This window comes from Neisseria lactamica (assembly GCF_901482445.1).
GTDB classification, from domain to species: domain Bacteria; phylum Pseudomonadota; class Gammaproteobacteria; order Burkholderiales; family Neisseriaceae; genus Neisseria; species Neisseria lactamica.
On record NZ_LR590477.1, the window covers coordinates 1,101,214 to 1,116,291 of the forward strand.

A 15,078-nucleotide genomic window follows, 5' to 3' on the forward strand; every position below is an offset into this window, starting at 1 on the left:
TATGTTGCCCTGATTCGGAAGGGGTTACGCCCCTCCCAAATAAAGTCTGATTCTACCGCCCTAAAGGGCGGGGTTTCAACCGAAAAGGAAACACGATGAAAGCACCCGAACTCTTATTGCCCGCCGGCGGATTGGAAAGAATGCGCGCCGCCTACGATTACGGCGCAGATGCCGTTTACGCCGGCAGCCCGCGTTATTCCCTGCGCGCCCGCAATAACGAATTTGCCAAACTCGACGTTCTCGAGCAAGGCATTAAAGAAGCGCACGAACGCAACAAAAAATTCTTCCTTACCGTCAATACGCTGCCGCACAACTCCAAACTCAAAACCTTCGTCTCCGATATGGAGCCCTTGATTGCGATGAAGCCCGACGCGCTGATTATGGCGGATCCGGGCTTGATTATGACCGTGCGCGAAAAATGGCCGGAAATGCCGATCCACCTGTCCGTACAAGCCAACACCACCAACTACTGGGGCGTGAAATTCTGGCAGAATATCGGCGTCGAACGCATCATCCTGTCGCGCGAATTGAGTATGGAAGAAATCGCCGAAATCCGCCAACAATGCCCCGACATCGAACTCGAAGTCTTCATCCACGGCGCATTGTGCATCGCCTACTCAGGCCGCTGCCTGTTGTCGGGCTATTTCAACCACCGCGACCCCAACCAAGGCACCTGCACCAACTCCTGCCGTTGGGATTACAAGGTTCACAACGCCACCGAAAGCGATGCGGGCGACGCCCAGCTTCTGCAAGGTTTTAACTTTGAAAAAGCTCAAGAAGAAGCCAACCAAAACTTTGAAGGCATCAACGGTCAGAAACGCCATCCCTACGCCGACAAGGTTTTCCTGATTGAAGAGTCCAACCGACCGGGCGAGATGATGCCGATTATGGAAGACGAACACGGCACCTACATCATGAATTCCAAAGACCTGCGCGGTATTGAAGTCGTCGAAAAACTCGCCAAAATCGGCGTGGACAGCCTCAAAGTCGAAGGCCGCACCAAGTCGCTCTATTATGTTGCACGCGTCGCCCAGTCCTACCGCAAAGCGATTGATGATGCCGTCGCAGGCCGTCCGTTTGATTACAGCCTGTTGAGCGAACTCGAAGGCCTCGCCAACCGCGGCTACACCAGCGGCTTCCTCGAACGCCACCAAACCCAAGACTATCAAAACTACCTGACCGGCCACTCCATCGCCAAACAAAGCCAATACGTCGGCCACGTTACCGAAATCGACGCTGAAGGTTGGGCAACAGTGGAAGTTAAAAACCGCTTCGCCGTCGGCGATTCGCTCGAAATCATCCACCCGAGCGGCAACCAAACCATCAAATTGGAACAAATGACCCGCAAAGGCCAGCCTGTCGATGTAGCACCGGGCAACGGCATTCAGGTCAAAATCCCCAATATGCGGGGTAAAGAAAAAGCCCTCATCGCACGCGTATTGAACCCCTGAGCCACAATGCCGTCTGAAACCTGTTTTCAGACGGCATTTTGTTGAATCTTACGGTACAATGCTAATGATTTCCCACAGCAAACAAGGACATCCGACATGAAAAAAATCCTCATACTCTCCGCCGCCGCCCTGATGCTGGCAGCCTGCCAATCCGGCCGCGCGCCTAAAAACACGCACACGGCATCCGCCGGCACACCAGCCGGAGAATCATGCAAAGTTATCCGCGGAGACACCGCAGGAAGCGGCAAAAACATCATTTACCGTTGCAGCAACGGTCAGGCGGCAATAAATGCAGCCATTGCAGACGGCGTATTGGAATCCGGGATTCCCGTCAGCTTCGGCGGCGGGGGCGTACCGGTTGCAAACGGCAGGAATCTGGTTACACGGCAAGCAGCAAACGGCGTTGGCAAATCCGACTCAGAGGCCTGCGAACGCGCCCTAATCAATGCCGCCCGCAAATTCCAACAGACCGCAGGCAAACTCGGCGGACGCAGTATTACCGGCTTCCACAGCTACTTCGACAAGCAGCCGCTGCAAGGCGGACAATACGACTGTCAGGCAGGCTCGTTCCACGTCCGCGTGGTCATGCGCGCCAATGTCGTCCGTTAACATATCGGCAACCAAAAATGCCGTCTGAAACATTTTTTCAGACGGCATTTTTAATCCCCTTGCCTGATTGTGCGGCAGATTCAGATCGGGGCACACCTATAGTCCACGACGGAAGTCTGGCTTTTAAGCGAAGACAATAACCGAAAAGACCGCCTCGGCGGTCTTTCTTGTGTACACAGTTTCTATATTTGTCAGCTTGATGCGTTGACAACTCTAATTCCATATTGCGGAATATATTCATCGACAGTCATCAGTTCAAAGCCTTCCGCTTGGGTTTGTGCAATCAACATCCTATCGAAAGGGTCTTTGTGTATTTCCGGAAGGCTTCCAGCCTGTTTTGCATGAAACAGACCTATAGGCAGCATTTCAAAATCCTCTTCTTGAAGCACATCAAAAAACTCTTCCGGTAATTTCAACAACCCCTTGTTCTGCTTGATGGAAATTTCCCAAATACTTGCCGCACTGACAAAGATCGCATTTCTCGGATTTTCTATCAGTTTGCGTGCAGATGTCCCCAGTTTCTTGTCATCCAACAACCACCACAGCAAAGCATGGGTATCAAGCAGAATCTTTCTCACAGAGCCGACTCCTCAAATAAAGCTGCCGTTTCATTGTCATTCTCAAGAATACGTGAAATATCCGTATTTTCCATATGACTGAATTTTTTCAACCTTCCTGCATTTCGTGCTGGTTTTTCAATACCGGTTAGTTGGACGCAAGGCTTACCTGCCTTCGCAATAATAACGATTTCCCCTGCTTCTGCTCTTTGAATCAATTGACTCAAATTGGTTTTTGCCTGATGAATATTTGCTTGAAACATAACACTTCTCATGATTAGCTAACTTAACTAATATACATCATTACCAAGATTTTGGGAATCTCATTACATATATTTGATTATATCCGCCGTTTTATTCACACCTTGCTATTTAGTAACAATCTGTAGATTAGCACTAAACAAAACAACCTCCGCAATAGAGGGAATAGAGAGCTGTTTTGTTTAGTGTAAATTTATCTTAAGTAATCAACGGATCGTTAAAACACAGCCAATTACTTCTTGATCGGCAAGCATTATTATTTTCCCATAAATCAAACGTCTGACACGGCATTATAAACACAATGCGGCATCTGCCGCCACCCTTGCGGACGCGGCGTTACCGGCTTCCACAGCTACTTTGACAAGCAGCCGCTGCAAGGCGGGCAATACGACTGTCAGGCAGGCTCGTTCCACGTCCGCGTGGTTATGCGCGCCAATGTCGTCCGTTAAACATATCGGCAACCAAAAAATGCCGTCTGAAACATTTTTCAGACGGCATAGTTCATAAATCAAATCGGTAATACAGATAATCGTTCAATTAGGATTGCTTCTGCAGGTGGGACAACACATCAAGGTGTTGCCCGATGCCCTGTCGGAAGGAAACGCCACTGTTCCCGACTGTGAAACACAGGATAAATATCAACGGGCGTTTGCTTCTTTTTTGCCTGCAAATACGCCGAAGCCGTCTTTTCTATTATCTTGATTTTTATAGTCGTATCTGCCTGCCATTTCCGCGCCATCTTCACCATAAAATTTCCCGGAAATATCGCCTTGATCATTATCCGATTTCCACTTACCTTGAAATCCACTTCCATCGATACTTGCAGTAAATTCTTGCATCCCCATACCTGAAGGATCTTTGGTATCAATTTTTCCTGTTAAGGTTTTCTGTGAGAAATCAACATTTGCCGTAAATGTTCCTGCAGCTTGATATGCACTATTATTAAACCAATTGTTTTCGTATGCTTTCTTAAAATGCAGCACCTTTCCATTGTATGTTGCATTACCCACCGGCAATTGTTCTGTCGGTTTACCCTGTACAAAAAGGGTGTATGTGCCGTCTTCTAATTTAACAGCTCCATAAATCAGATTCTTATATTGTTTTTGAGAAACCATTACCTTGTTAAAATCACTCATCAAACCGGGGTGATTTCTACTTGATACTGGCTCATCAGCTTTCGTTAAGTCAATGGTTTCCCCATCAATCATCAACGTCGTGATTTCTCCCGTGCCGTCAAAATATTTCTCGCCAAACACGCCTGTTTTAGGTTGATTATCGGCAGCATTTTGGGGGGGGTTGGTCTTGGGGAGGATGGGCGGTCGGGTCGTCGCCTTGCAACTCCTCTTCCGCATCCTGCCTGCCGCTTGCTTCATCAGCCTGCATCCCGTCTTGCCCCGCCCCTTCGGAATTTTCGGCTTCCGACGGCGGGTTTGCACCTTCGGTATTCGTCGCAACCTCAGTATGTTCGGCGTTTTCAGAAGGAGGGTTTGCCGGCATCCCTGTGCCTTCGCTTACAGCGTTTCCTTCCGTACCATCTAGAGATTCCGCATTTTTCGGCGCATCGGTATCTTGATTGCCGCCATCCGTCCCTCCGGCGGCATTGCCGGGCATACGGTTGTTTTCAGGCTGCTTGCCGGATGTGTCGGCTGCCGGCGCATTATCATTATGTTGGGGCGCATCATTTTGCACTCCGCCATCAGCTCCTGCCGGCGCGTCTTCCCCTTGCGTATCTTTAGGCGGTATTTCTGTTTTAGAATCCCCGCCATCCCCACCTGCCGAGGGGCTTGCCGTATCAGCACCTGTAGCAGGGCTTGCCGTATCAGCACCTGTAGCAGGGTTTCCCGTATCAGTGGGGGGGGCAACTTTATTTGACGGTGTTTCTGAGGATTTGACCGCAGGCGCATCCCCTCCTCCTGAAATACAGGCGGAAAGGGCAAGGACGGATGCCATTGCAAGCAGGCTTGGTTTGAAAGGAATCGTCATAATTATCTCCTATGGCATATTTTTAATAAAAAATATGATAATTATTTATATCTGATGGTTTGAAAAATGCCATCATACGCGGCAGAAAATACGGTTCCGCTTCACGAGCCGAGGCGAAACCGTAAAATATATCAATGCCTGTGCGGCATCATACCCTCGGGGGCTTCGGCATCGGCTGCCAAGCCGAAGGTTTCGCGCAACACGACTTTGTAGAATGCAAAGGCTTCGCGTGCGCCTTGGATGGCTTCCGCTTCGGCTTCGGGAGTCAAGTTCAAGGCGTTCAGATGCTCGACAAAGGCACGCCAGTGTTTGCCGCGTCCGTCGGGATGGAGAGCAAGGTGCCTCGCGCCGTGTTCGCCGTTGTAATCGAGTTTTTGCGCGTGCTTGAACAGAAATGCCGCGCCCAAATTAGAACCTTCGGCGCAATACAGCCAGCCGATGGCTTTATTGCCGGTTTCGTGTGGCAATTCTTTGTCAAATTTGTAAGGCTCTTCGCCCAAGTCTTTCAAGTCTTGCGTTACGGCATCGTATCGCGCCATATATTCCAACTCGGGAATGGCTTTGTTTAATTCGGCATCTTTATAAATATGATCGACGGCCTTGTGGAAAACGGATTGGAGTTTCAAAAATTTAATGTAGTTTTCTTTGCTGACAAACGGTTGGACAAACATAACGAGATTATCCACGCTGTCGTGAACCGCCGTGGTATCCGCCTTCAGGCGTTTGGCAAACGTCAGGGCTTGATTTTCGGTTTCGCTCATAGCTTTTCCTTTGTCGGTAAGGGGTAAGGATGCGGGGCGGGCAAAATCCGTACCTGACCGCATACAAAAATAATAAACGAGATTTATTATCACATATTTTTGGAAAAAATATCATTTGCGTGATGTTTTTAAGCAGGTATTTTACTATTCTTTACAGAATCGGGATTTTATCAAATGGGTTCGGCAGTCGGCGGACAGACGCTCAAAAAATATTTTTGCCGGACGACAAGGGTTTGTTCATACTGCCGAACCTGCCGGTTTTGCATCCTGATTGGGTGTATCGCCTTTTTTCCTTTATAATGCCGCCACTTATATTTGCCACTTTCCCGATGAAGCCGTTTGCCGAAAATATCCCCCACAGCCTTCGCGGCAACTGCTGCGACGAAGCCCTGCCGCCGCATACGGTAGATTGTCCGGAATGCGGCTGCCGCGCGGATGTACCCCGGTTGGACAGTGGAGAAGCGGCGTTCTGTCCCCGTTGCGGACACAAACTCTTCAGGGTGGGCAGGCATCCTTTTTCCGTCCCGCCCGCCTATGCGGCGGCTTCGCTGATTTTAATGGCGTTTGCTTACGGTATGACGTATATCGAGGTCGGGATACCGGGTGCGGCATCCGTCCTTTCGCTGCCCGAGATGATGCGCCTGATGGTGTTTCAGGATTATGGTTTTTTGGCCGAAGTGATGTTTGTGCTGACTTTCGGCGCGCCGGTTCTGTTTCTGCTGCTGTGCCTGTATGTCTATGCCGCGCTGATACGGAAACAGGCGTATCCTGCGCTGCGTTTGGCAACGCGTGTGATGGTGCGCTTGAGACAGGCGATGATGGTGGATGTGTTTTTTGTTTCCACTTTGGTGGCGTATATCAAGCTCTCGTCTGTGGCAGAGGTTCGCTTCGGGCCGGCGTTTTATCTGATGTTCGCGCTGTCGGTTATGCTGATTCGGACTTCGGTATCGGTTCCCCAGCATTGGGTGTATTTTCAAATCGGGCGGCTGACGGGGGATAATGCGGTTCAGACGGCATCGGAAGGTAAAACCTGTTGCAGCCGCTGCCTGTATTTCCGCGACAGTGCCGAATCCCCCTGCGGCGTGTGCGGTGCGGAACTGTACCGCCGACGGCCGAAAAGTCTGAGTATTTCGTCGGCGTTTCTGACGGCGGCGGTTATTTTGTATTTCCCTGCCAATATCCTGCCGATTATGATTTCGTCCAATCCTGCCGCCACGGAGGTCAATACCATCCTTAACGGCATCGCTTATATGTGGGACGAGGGCGACAGGCTGATTGCGGCGGTTATTTTCAGCGCGAGTATTTTGGTGCCGGTACTGAAGATTGCGGCAATGTCGGTTTTGATTGCGTCCGCCCGCTTCGCTTTGCCAACGGGCGCAAAGAAATTGTCGCACCTCTACCGCATCACCGAAGCGGTCGGCCGCTGGTCGATGATTGATATTTTTGTGATTATTATTTTGATGTGTTCGTTCCACACTTATGCCGCGCGCGTCATTCCGGGCAGTGCGGCAGTCTATTTCTGCCTGGTCGTGATTCTGACGATGCTGTCCGCCTATTATTTCGACCCGCGCCTGCTTTGGGACAAACGCGCTTCAGACGGCATTGCTTTCAACGAAACGGAAAAATATGACTGACAACAACCCTCCTCCAAACGGACACGCTCAAGCACGCGTCCGCAAAAACCGCACCTTCCTCTCCGCCGTCTGGCTGGTCCCGCTGATTGCGCTGATTGCCGGCGGCTGGCTTTGGGTTAAGGAAATCCGCAACAGGGGGCCTGTGGTTACGCTCTTGATGGACAGCGCGGAAGGCATTGAGGTCAACAATACGGTCATCAAAGTATTGAGCATCGATGTCGGACGCGTTACCCGAATCAAACTGCGCGACGACCAAAAAGGCGTGGAAGTAACCGCCCAACTCAATGCGGACGTATCCGGCCTCATCCGCAGCGATACCCAGTTTTGGGTAGTCAAGCCGCGTATCGACCAAAGCGGCGTAACCGGTTTGGGTACGCTGCTTTCGGGTTCGTACATCGCTTTTACACCCGGCAAAAGCGACGAGGCAAAAGACGTGTTCCAGGTGCAGGACATTCCGCCCGTTACCGCCATCGGGCAAAGCGGACTGCGCTTGAATTTGATTGGGAAAAACGACCGCATCCTCAACGTCAACAGCCCTGTTTTGTATGAAAACTTTATGGTCGGGCAAATCGAAAGCGCGCATTTCGACCCGTCCGACCAAAGCGTGCATTACACCATCTTCATCCAAAGCCCCAACGACAAACTGATTCATTCCGCCAGCCGTTTCTGGCTTGAAAGCGGCATCAATATCGAAACCACAGGCAGCGGCATCACACTCAATTCCGCCCCTCTGCCCGCCCTGCTGTCGGGCGCGATTTCATTTGATTCGCCGAAAACCAAAAACAGTAAAAACGTCAAAAGCGAAGACAGCTTCACGCTTTACGACAGCCGCAGCGAAGTCGCCAACCTGCCTGACGACCGCTCGCTGTACTACACCGCGTTTTTCAAACAATCCGTACGCGGCCTGACCGTCGGTTCGCCCGTCGAGTACAAAGGGCTGAATGTCGGCGTAGTTTCCGATGTCCCTTATTTTGACCGCAACGACAGCCTGCACCTGTTTGAAAACGGCTGGATTCCCGTACGCATCCGCATCGAGCCTTCCCGTTTGGAAATCAATGCCGACGAACAAAGCAAAGAGCATTGGAAACAACAATTTCAGACGGCTTTAAACAAAGGCCTGACCGCCACCATCTCCAGTAACAACCTGCTGACCGGCAGCAAAATGATTGAGTTGAACGATCAGCCTTCCGCCTCGCCCAAGCTGCGACCGCACACCGTTTATGCAGGCGATACCGTCATCGCCACACGGGGCGGCGGTTTGGACAACTTGCAGGCGAAAGTGGTGGATTTGCTGGACAAGTTCGGCAAACTGCCTTTGGATAAGACGGTTACCGAATTGAACGGCTCGCTTGCCGAGCTTAAGTCCACACTCAAATCTGCCAATGCCGCCCTAAGCTCCATCGACAAACTGGTCGGCAAACCGCAGACGCAAAACATTCCGAACGAGTTGAACCAAACCCTGAAAGAGTTACGTCAAACCCTGCAAGGCGTATCGCCGCAATCGCCTATCTACGGCGACGTACAAAATACGCTGCAAAGTTTGGACAAAACCTTAAAAGACGTTCAACCCGTCATTAACACTTTGAAAGAAAAACCCAACGCGCTGATTTTCAACAGCAGCAGCAAAGACCCCATCCCGAAAGGAAGCCGATAATGCGCCTCTTCCCGATTGCCGCCGCCCTGACGCTTGCCGCCTGCGGTACTGTGCAAAGCACACAATATTTCGTGTTGCCCGACAGCCGCTACATCCGTCCTGCAACGCAAGGCAGCGAAACCGCCGTCGAAGTCCGTCTTGCCGAGCCGCTCAAACGCGGCGGACTGGTCTATCAAACCGACCCCTACCGCATCAACACCGCACAAAACCACGTTTGGGCAGACACCTTGGACGATATGCTCGAAGCGGCGTTAAGCAATGCATTCAACCGTTTGGACAGCACACGCATCTTTGTTCCTGCCTCACGCAGCGGCAGTACCGAAAAATGGACGGTCTATATCGACGCATTCCAAGGCAGCTACACGGGCAAAACCCTCATCAGCGGCTACGCCGTCCTACCCGACGGTACGAACAGACCCTTCCATATCGAAACCGAACAGCAGGGTGACGGCTACGCCGCTATGACCGCCGCACTCGAACAGGGACTGAAACAGGCGGCGCAACAGATGGTCGAGTAAACCGTGAACTATTGCGAATTTGCCGCCTCACTTCCCGAAAACACCGATAACCCGAACAAACATTACCACGACACGCAATACGGTTTTCCGATTGAGGACGACAATGAATTGTTTGAGAGGCTGGTGTTGGAAATCAATCAGGCAGGATTGAGTTGGACACTGATATTGAAGAAGCGGCAGGCATTTCAGACGGCATTTGAAAGGTTCGACATCAATACCGTTGCCGCCTTCGACGACACCGACCGCGAACGCCTGCTTGCCGACGCGGGCATCGTCCGCAACCGCCTGAAAATCGATGCCGCCATTTTCAATGCACGGCAAATCCAAGCGTTGCAACAAGAATACGGCTCGTTCAAGAACTGGCTCGACGCGCACCATCCGCGAAGCAAAGACGAATGGGTCAAACTCTTTAAAAAACATTTCAAATTTGTCGGCGGCGAAATCGTCGGCGAATTTCTGATGAGTACCGGCTACCTCAAAGGCGCGCACGCCGAAAGCTGTCCGGTTTACCGTGAAACCCTGAAATACCACCCGAAATGGCTCGATGCCGTCTGAAAAACCAATGAACAGAAGAACCTTCCTCCTCGGCGCAGGCGCGTTGCTCCTTACCGCCTGCGGCAGAAAATCCGCCCGAACCCACGCCAAAATTCCCGAAGGAAGCACCGTACTTGCCTTGGGCGATTCGCTCACCTTCGGCTACGGCGCAAACCCTGACGAATCCTACCCCGCGCAACTGCAAAAACTGACGGGTTGGAACGTCGTCAACGGCGGCGTATCGGGCGATACATCCGCGCAAGCCCTGTCGCGCCTGCCCGCGCTGTTGGCACGCAAACCCAAGCTTGTGATTGTCGGCATAGGCGGCAACGACTTTCTGCGCAAAGTTCCCGAAGAACAGACCCGCGCCAATATCGCGAAAATCATCGAAACCGTGCAAAAGGAAAACATCCCCGCCGTCCTCGTCGGCGTGCCGCACATCACACTGGGCGCGTTGTTCGGGCATTTGAGCGACCATCCGCTGTATGAGGATTTGTCCGAGGAATACGGCATTCCGCTGTTCGGCGGCGCGTGGGCGGAAATTTTGGGCGATAATAATCTGAAATCCGACCAAATCCACGCCAACGGCAAAGGCTACCGCCGGTTTGCCGAGAAATTGTCCGATTTCCTGCACGCGCAGGGATTCCGATAAACGCGCGCCACTTCCGTTGAAACACATTATGATGAAACAAGGCAGACGCACAGACACTTCCCCGACAACCCGTCTGAAATGCACCGACTACGCCATACGCCCCCGGGAAATATCGGCCCTCCGGCATTGGATACGCAAGTCGTTCCGCCGCTTCAGACGGCATATCCACGCAACACTATATAAGGAGTAGAAATGAAACTATCTGAATTGTTCAACCCCGACGAATTTGCCGCACGGCATTTGAGTTTCGGCGACGAGGCCGCGCTTTTGGAAACGCTCGGCGAGAAAAGTATGGACGATTTTGTCGGCAATACCGTGCCGCAAAGTATCCGTATGCCGTCCGAACTCGATTTGCCCGAGGCCTTGACCGAGGCGGACGCATTGGCGAAATTGAAAGGCATCGCGTCGAAAAACGTGATCAACAAGTCCTATATCGGCTTGGGCTATTATCCGACCCGCGTGCCGAACGTAATTTTACGCAACGTGTTGGAAAATCCGGGCTGGTACACCGCCTACACGCCGTATCAGGCGGAAATCGCCCAAGGGCGTTTGGAAGCGTTGTTGAACTTCCAACAAGTGTGTATCGATTTGACCGGTTTCCCTGTGGCAGGCGCGTCTTTGCTGGACGAGGCGACCGCCGCCGCCGAAGCGATGGCGATGGCGCACCGCGTGGGCAAAGTGAAATCCGAGCGTTTCTTTGTGGATGCGCGCGTGTATCCGCAGACTTTGGACGTGATGAAAACCCGTGCCAAATATTTCGGCTTCGAGCTGGTGGTCGGCGATTTTGCCCAAGCGGATGACGGCGAATACTTCGGCGCGCTGTTCCAATACGTCGGTAAAGACGGCGACGTGCAAGACTTGCAGGACGTTATCGGCCGTCTGAAAGCCAAAGGCACAATCGTTACCATTGCAGCCGACATCATGAGCTTGGTCTTGCTGAAACCGCCTGCCGAATTGGGCGCGGACATCGCGCTGGGCAACACACAACGCTTCGGCGTACCGATGGGCTTCGGCGGGCCGCACGCCGCTTATTTCGCGTTTAAAGACGAGTTCAAACGTTCCGCCCCGGGCCGCATCATCGGCGTATCCAAAGACGCATCGGGCAAACCTGCCTTGCGTATGGCTTTGTCCACCCGCGAGCAACACATCCGCCGCGAAAAAGCGACATCCAATATTTGTACCGCACAAGCATTGCTGGCGAACTTGGCGGGTATGTATGCCGTTTACCACGGCCCTGAAGGCGTGAAACGCATTGCCAACCGCATTCACGCGCTGGCTTCCGCCTTTGCCGATGCGCTGGTTTCAGACGGCCTGAATGTGGTTCACAAAGTCTTCTTCGATACCGTTACCGTCGATTTCGGCAGCAAAGAAAAAGCAGACCAAGTGTTTGCCGTTGCTTTGGAATCGGGCTACAACCTGCGCCGCGTCAACGATACCCAAATCGCCGCCGCCTTCCACGAAACATCCGTGCGCGAAGATTTGACCGATTTGTACCGCGCATTTGCCGGCAAGGATACGTTCGCATTTGCCGATGATGTCAAAGGCCGTCTGAATGCCAGATTGCTGCGTCAGGACGACATTCTGCAACATCCCGTGTTCAACCGTTACCACACCGAACACGAAATGCTGCGCTATCTGAAAAAACTCGAAGACCGCGACTTGGCGATGAACCGCAGTATGATTTCATTGGGCAGCTGCACCATGAAACTCAACGCGACTGCGGAAATGTTGCCGATTACTTGGGCTGAGTTCTCCGACATCCACCCTTACGCTCCCGAAGCGCAAACCGCCGGCTACCGCGAATTGCTTGCCGACATGGAAAACAGCCTGAAAGCCATCACCGGCTTTGACGCGATTTCCTTCCAGCCCAACTCCGGCGCGCAGGGCGAATACAGCGGTATGCTCTCCATCCGCCGCTATCAGGAAGCCAACGGCGAGGGACACCGCAACATCTGCCTGATTCCCAAATCCGCCCACGGCACCAACCCCGCCACCGCCGCAATGTTGGGCTTGAAAGTCGTCGTTGTCGATACCGACGAACACGGCAACGTCAACATCGACGATTTGAAAGCCAAAGCCGAACAACACCGCGACGCTTTGTCCGCCATCATGATTACCTATCCGTCCACCCACGGCGTGTACGAAGAAGGCATCCGCGACATCTGCCGCATCATCCACGAAAACGGCGGACAGGTTTACATGGACGGCGCCAACCTTAACGCCCAAATCGGCATCATGCAGCCTGCCGAAGTCGGCGCGGACGTGTTGCACATGAACCTGCACAAAACCTTCTGTATCCCTCACGGCGGCGGAGGCCCGGGCATGGGTCCCATCGGTCTGAAAGCCCACCTTGCCCCGTTTGCCCCGGGCCATACCTTGACCGACACCCACAGCGCAAGTGCCGGGCAAACTGCCGTTTCTTCCGCCGCATTCGGTTCTGCGTCCATCCTGCCGATTACTTGGATGTACCTGACCATGATGGGCAAACAAGGTATGGAGCAGGCGACACGCTGGGCATTGCTCAACGCCAACTACGTCGCCAAACGTCTGGGCGAAGACTATCCGATTCTCTACACCGGCAAAAACGGCCGCGTCGCGCACGAATGTATCGTTGATTTGCGTCCGCTCAAAGCCGAAAGCGGCATCACCGAAACCGACATCGCCAAACGCCTGATGGACTACGGCTTCCACGCGCCGACGGTTTCCTTCCCTGTTGCCGGTACGCTGATGATCGAACCGACCGAGAGCGAAAGCAAAGCCGAACTCGACCGCTTCATCGCCGCCCTGAAACAAATCAAACAGGAAGTGCTGAAAGTCGGGCGCGGCGAATGGCCGAAAGAGGACAATCCGCTGGTCAACGCTCCGCATACCGCATCCGATGTAACCGGCGAATGGGCGCATCCGTACTCCCGTGAAGAAGCCGTCTTCCCGTTGCCGTTTGTCCGCGAACACAAATTCTGGCCGAGCGTCAACCGCGTGGACGACGTGTACGGCGACCGCAACCTCGTGTGCAACTGCCCGCCGATGGAAAATTATGAAGACTGACTGTTGAAGCCTTAAAAACAAATGCCGTCTGAAAGTCCAAACAGGCTTCAGACGGCATTTATAGTGGATTAACAAAAACCGGTACGGCGTTGCCTCGCCTTGTCCTGACTTTTGTTAATCCACTATATCAACGACAAAACAAGTGCAATTCTCACATCAATCCATAAAAAAAACGGAGCAGATACCTGCCCCGTTTTTTAATTCAATCCGAATTTAAAATTTTGCGCCGGATTGGTTGGCCATATAGTCAACGGCCGCTTTGACTTCGTCGTCGCTCAAGCCGGCATTGCCGCCTTTGGCAGGCATCGCATTGAAGCCTTCAAGGGCGTGTTTGTGCAAGGTTTCTTTGCCTTTTTTGATACGCGGCGCCCAATCGTCTTTTTTGCCTATGCCGGGAATGCCGGGAATCGAACCGCCGTGGCACGCCTGACAGGTTGCTTCGAAGACTTTTTTACCGTCAACGCCGGCCGCAGGGGCTGCCGCACCCTTGTCTTCTGCCTTCGCTTCCGCCGGAGCTGCATTATCGGCAGGAGCAGAAGCTGTTCCTGAAGCGGCATTGTCGGCAGGCGCAGCCTCATCAGGATTCGGGAAAGAACCTCCGCTTTTGTTTGCCATGTAGGTAATCGCCCGTTTGAGTTCCTGATCGGTCAGGTCTGCCGCGCCGCCTTTTGCGGGCATCGCCTTAAATCCGTTCAGCGCGTGTTGGAACAAGGTATCGAAACCTTGTGCGATACGCGGCGCCCAGTCGCCGTTGTGCTCCAGTTTCGGGGCGTTCGGCACATTGCTGTCCGCCGCATGGCATTGGATACAGATTTTGCCGAAAATCTGTTCGCCTTGGCGTTCGCCGACGGGGATACCGTCGCCCATCGTCAATTGTCCGACAGGCTGGATGCGGGTCTGCGTTGCCGCTTCCGTAGTGGCATCGACATCGCCGAATGAGCCGCTGCCCGCCAGCTTAATCAGGAAATAAAGGACTGCAATAACAATAACGATACCGCTCACAAGGGTAAACAGTGCAGAGCCTTGGGCTTTATTGTCGCGGAGTTGTTTCATTTGGTAGGCCTCGCCGTCAGGTTAGGTTGTGCTGTAAATTATAGTTTGGTGTGTTAAACGCAGTTAACAATATTTTGCTGGATTATACTGAATTCACAGGGTCTTTCCAATCGCTATCATTGAAAATATGAAAAAATTTGCCAACGGTATCCATATAAAATAAATAATTCGTTGAAAATACTGGATTATCTCCAAGAAAACATCCCTCACGCCGCCATACGCCGCCTGCCGGCGCAAGATAACCTTTGCCAATTTGCAGAATTTACGTTAACCTTACGTTTTCCGCACCCATAGCTCAGTTGGAAGAGTGTCAGTTTCCGAAGCTGGAGGTCACAGGTTCGATCCCTGTTGGGTGCGCCAATTATA

14 protein-coding genes, 1 tRNA gene and 1 pseudogene are annotated in these 15,078 nt (G+C 52.5%); 10 read left to right on the forward strand and 6 right to left on the reverse strand.

All coding sequences use genetic code 11. The features are described 5' to 3' along the window. The first annotated feature begins 95 nt into the window (after positions 1–95). Positions 96–1,451: a prephenate-dependent tRNA uridine(34) hydroxylase TrhP gene (gene trhP / locus FGL10_RS05790; RefSeq protein WP_003706837.1), complete on the forward strand. Its 1,356-nt coding sequence runs from the start codon at positions 96–98 to the stop codon at positions 1,449–1,451. Positions 1,452–1,547: 96 nt separating this feature from the next. Beyond that, a complete protein-coding gene (locus FGL10_RS05795; RefSeq protein ID WP_003706838.1) occupies positions 1,548–2,060 on the forward strand; it encodes a hypothetical protein in 513 nt (170 codons plus the stop codon). 191 nt (positions 2,061–2,251) lie between these two features. On the opposite strand, the gene FGL10_RS05800 is transcribed toward FGL10_RS05795, so the two are convergent. Both FGL10_RS05800 and FGL10_RS05805 read right to left on the reverse strand, forming a co-directional pair. Then, positions 2,252–2,638 (reverse strand): type II toxin-antitoxin system VapC family toxin, encoded by a 387-nt coding sequence (locus FGL10_RS05800; protein WP_002218920.1) that lies wholly within the window; start codon positions 2,636–2,638, stop codon positions 2,252–2,254. Beyond that, the gene (locus FGL10_RS05805; protein ID WP_003706842.1) at positions 2,635–2,880 is read right to left on the reverse strand and encodes a type II toxin-antitoxin system Phd/YefM family antitoxin; all 246 of its coding nucleotides are present in this window, start codon (positions 2,878–2,880) and stop codon (positions 2,635–2,637) included. The genes FGL10_RS05800 and FGL10_RS05805 overlap by 4 nt, the downstream gene beginning before the upstream one ends. Before the next feature lie 324 nt (positions 2,881–3,204). Here FGL10_RS05805 and FGL10_RS05810 point away from each other — a divergent pair. Continuing rightward, positions 3,205–3,327, forward strand: a pseudogene (locus FGL10_RS05810) (excinuclease); the annotation flags it as partial. Between the two features lie 189 nt (positions 3,328–3,516). Here FGL10_RS05810 and FGL10_RS12565 read toward each other — a convergent pair. The 3 genes from FGL10_RS12565 to FGL10_RS05820 all read right to left on the reverse strand — a co-directional run bounded on the left by FGL10_RS12565 (position 3,517) and on the right by FGL10_RS05820 (position 5,622). Beyond that, entirely contained in the window at positions 3,517–4,251 is a 735-nt protein-coding gene (locus FGL10_RS12565; RefSeq protein ID WP_232043733.1) for a transferrin-binding protein-like solute binding protein, read from the reverse strand. Continuing rightward, the gene (locus FGL10_RS12570) at positions 4,151–4,861 is read right to left on the reverse strand and encodes a hypothetical protein (protein WP_232043734.1); all 711 of its coding nucleotides are present in this window, start codon (positions 4,859–4,861) and stop codon (positions 4,151–4,153) included. Before FGL10_RS12570 ends, FGL10_RS12565 begins: the two co-directional genes overlap by 101 nt. Before the next feature lie 131 nt (positions 4,862–4,992). After that, positions 4,993–5,622 (reverse strand): biliverdin-producing heme oxygenase, encoded by a 630-nt coding sequence (locus FGL10_RS05820; RefSeq protein ID WP_036469009.1) that lies wholly within the window; start codon positions 5,620–5,622, stop codon positions 4,993–4,995. A 299-nt stretch (positions 5,623–5,921) separates the two neighbouring features. On the opposite strand from FGL10_RS05820, the gene FGL10_RS05825 reads away from it, so the two are divergent. From FGL10_RS05825 to gcvP, 6 genes are all read left to right on the forward strand, one after another. Beyond that, positions 5,922–7,256: a paraquat-inducible protein A gene (locus FGL10_RS05825; protein ID WP_232043735.1), complete on the forward strand. Its 1,335-nt coding sequence runs from the start codon at positions 5,922–5,924 to the stop codon at positions 7,254–7,256. Next, positions 7,249–8,910, forward strand: coding sequence for an intermembrane transport protein PqiB (pqiB, locus tag FGL10_RS05830; protein ID WP_003706857.1), 1,662 nt, complete (start codon positions 7,249–7,251; stop codon positions 8,908–8,910). Before FGL10_RS05825 ends, pqiB begins: the two co-directional genes overlap by 8 nt. Further along, positions 8,910–9,428, forward strand: a complete 519-nt coding sequence (locus FGL10_RS05835; protein WP_003706859.1) for a PqiC family protein — start codon at positions 8,910–8,912, stop codon at positions 9,426–9,428. The genes pqiB and FGL10_RS05835 overlap by 1 nt, the downstream gene beginning before the upstream one ends. A gap of 3 nt (positions 9,429–9,431) precedes the next feature. Continuing rightward, the gene (locus tag FGL10_RS05840) at positions 9,432–9,983 is read left to right on the forward strand and encodes a DNA-3-methyladenine glycosylase I (RefSeq protein ID WP_003706861.1); all 552 of its coding nucleotides are present in this window, start codon (positions 9,432–9,434) and stop codon (positions 9,981–9,983) included. After that, the gene (locus FGL10_RS05845; protein WP_003706863.1) at positions 9,973–10,614 is read left to right on the forward strand and encodes an arylesterase; all 642 of its coding nucleotides are present in this window, start codon (positions 9,973–9,975) and stop codon (positions 10,612–10,614) included. Before FGL10_RS05840 ends, FGL10_RS05845 begins: the two co-directional genes overlap by 11 nt. A 192-nt stretch (positions 10,615–10,806) precedes the next feature. Then, the gene (gene gcvP / locus FGL10_RS05855; protein ID WP_003706866.1) at positions 10,807–13,659 is read left to right on the forward strand and encodes an aminomethyl-transferring glycine dehydrogenase; all 2,853 of its coding nucleotides are present in this window, start codon (positions 10,807–10,809) and stop codon (positions 13,657–13,659) included. Between the two features lie 213 nt (positions 13,660–13,872). Here gcvP and FGL10_RS05860 read toward each other — a convergent pair whose 3' ends face one another. After that, positions 13,873–14,712 (reverse strand): c-type cytochrome, encoded by an 840-nt coding sequence (locus FGL10_RS05860; protein WP_003706868.1) that lies wholly within the window; start codon positions 14,710–14,712, stop codon positions 13,873–13,875. Between the two features lie 284 nt (positions 14,713–14,996). Here FGL10_RS05860 and FGL10_RS05865 point away from each other — a divergent pair. Then, positions 14,997–15,072: transfer RNA gene (locus tag FGL10_RS05865), tRNA-Arg, on the forward strand. Positions 15,073–15,078 lie beyond the last annotated feature (6 nt).

Excerpts from the sequence above, each read along its gene's own strand:
- trhP (WP_003706837.1), top strand. The coding sequence starts at position 96 with ATGAAAGCACCCGAACTCTTATTGCCCGCCGGCGGATTGGAAAGAATG.
- FGL10_RS05795 (WP_003706838.1), top strand. The coding sequence starts at position 1,548 with ATGAAAAAAATCCTCATACTCTCCGCCGCCGCCCTGATGCTGGCAGCC.
- FGL10_RS05805 (WP_003706842.1), bottom strand. The coding sequence starts at position 2,880 with ATGTTTCAAGCAAATATTCATCAGGCAAAAACCAATTTGAGTCAATTG.
- FGL10_RS12565 (WP_232043733.1), bottom strand. The coding sequence starts at position 4,251 with ATGAAGCAAGCGGCAGGCAGGATGCGGAAGAGGAGTTGCAAGGCGACG.
- FGL10_RS12570 (WP_232043734.1), bottom strand. The coding sequence starts at position 4,861 with ATGACGATTCCTTTCAAACCAAGCCTGCTTGCAATGGCATCCGTCCTT.
- FGL10_RS05820 (WP_036469009.1), bottom strand. The coding sequence starts at position 5,622 with ATGAGCGAAACCGAAAATCAAGCCCTGACGTTTGCCAAACGCCTGAAG.
- FGL10_RS05825 (WP_232043735.1), top strand. The coding sequence starts at position 5,922 with ATGCCGCCACTTATATTTGCCACTTTCCCGATGAAGCCGTTTGCCGAA.
- pqiB (WP_003706857.1), top strand. The coding sequence starts at position 7,249 with ATGACTGACAACAACCCTCCTCCAAACGGACACGCTCAAGCACGCGTC.
- FGL10_RS05835 (WP_003706859.1), top strand. The coding sequence starts at position 8,910 with ATGCGCCTCTTCCCGATTGCCGCCGCCCTGACGCTTGCCGCCTGCGGT.
- FGL10_RS05845 (WP_003706863.1), top strand. The coding sequence starts at position 9,973 with ATGCCGTCTGAAAAACCAATGAACAGAAGAACCTTCCTCCTCGGCGCA.
- gcvP (WP_003706866.1), top strand. The coding sequence starts at position 10,807 with ATGAAACTATCTGAATTGTTCAACCCCGACGAATTTGCCGCACGGCAT.
- FGL10_RS05860 (WP_003706868.1), bottom strand. The coding sequence starts at position 14,712 with ATGAAACAACTCCGCGACAATAAAGCCCAAGGCTCTGCACTGTTTACC.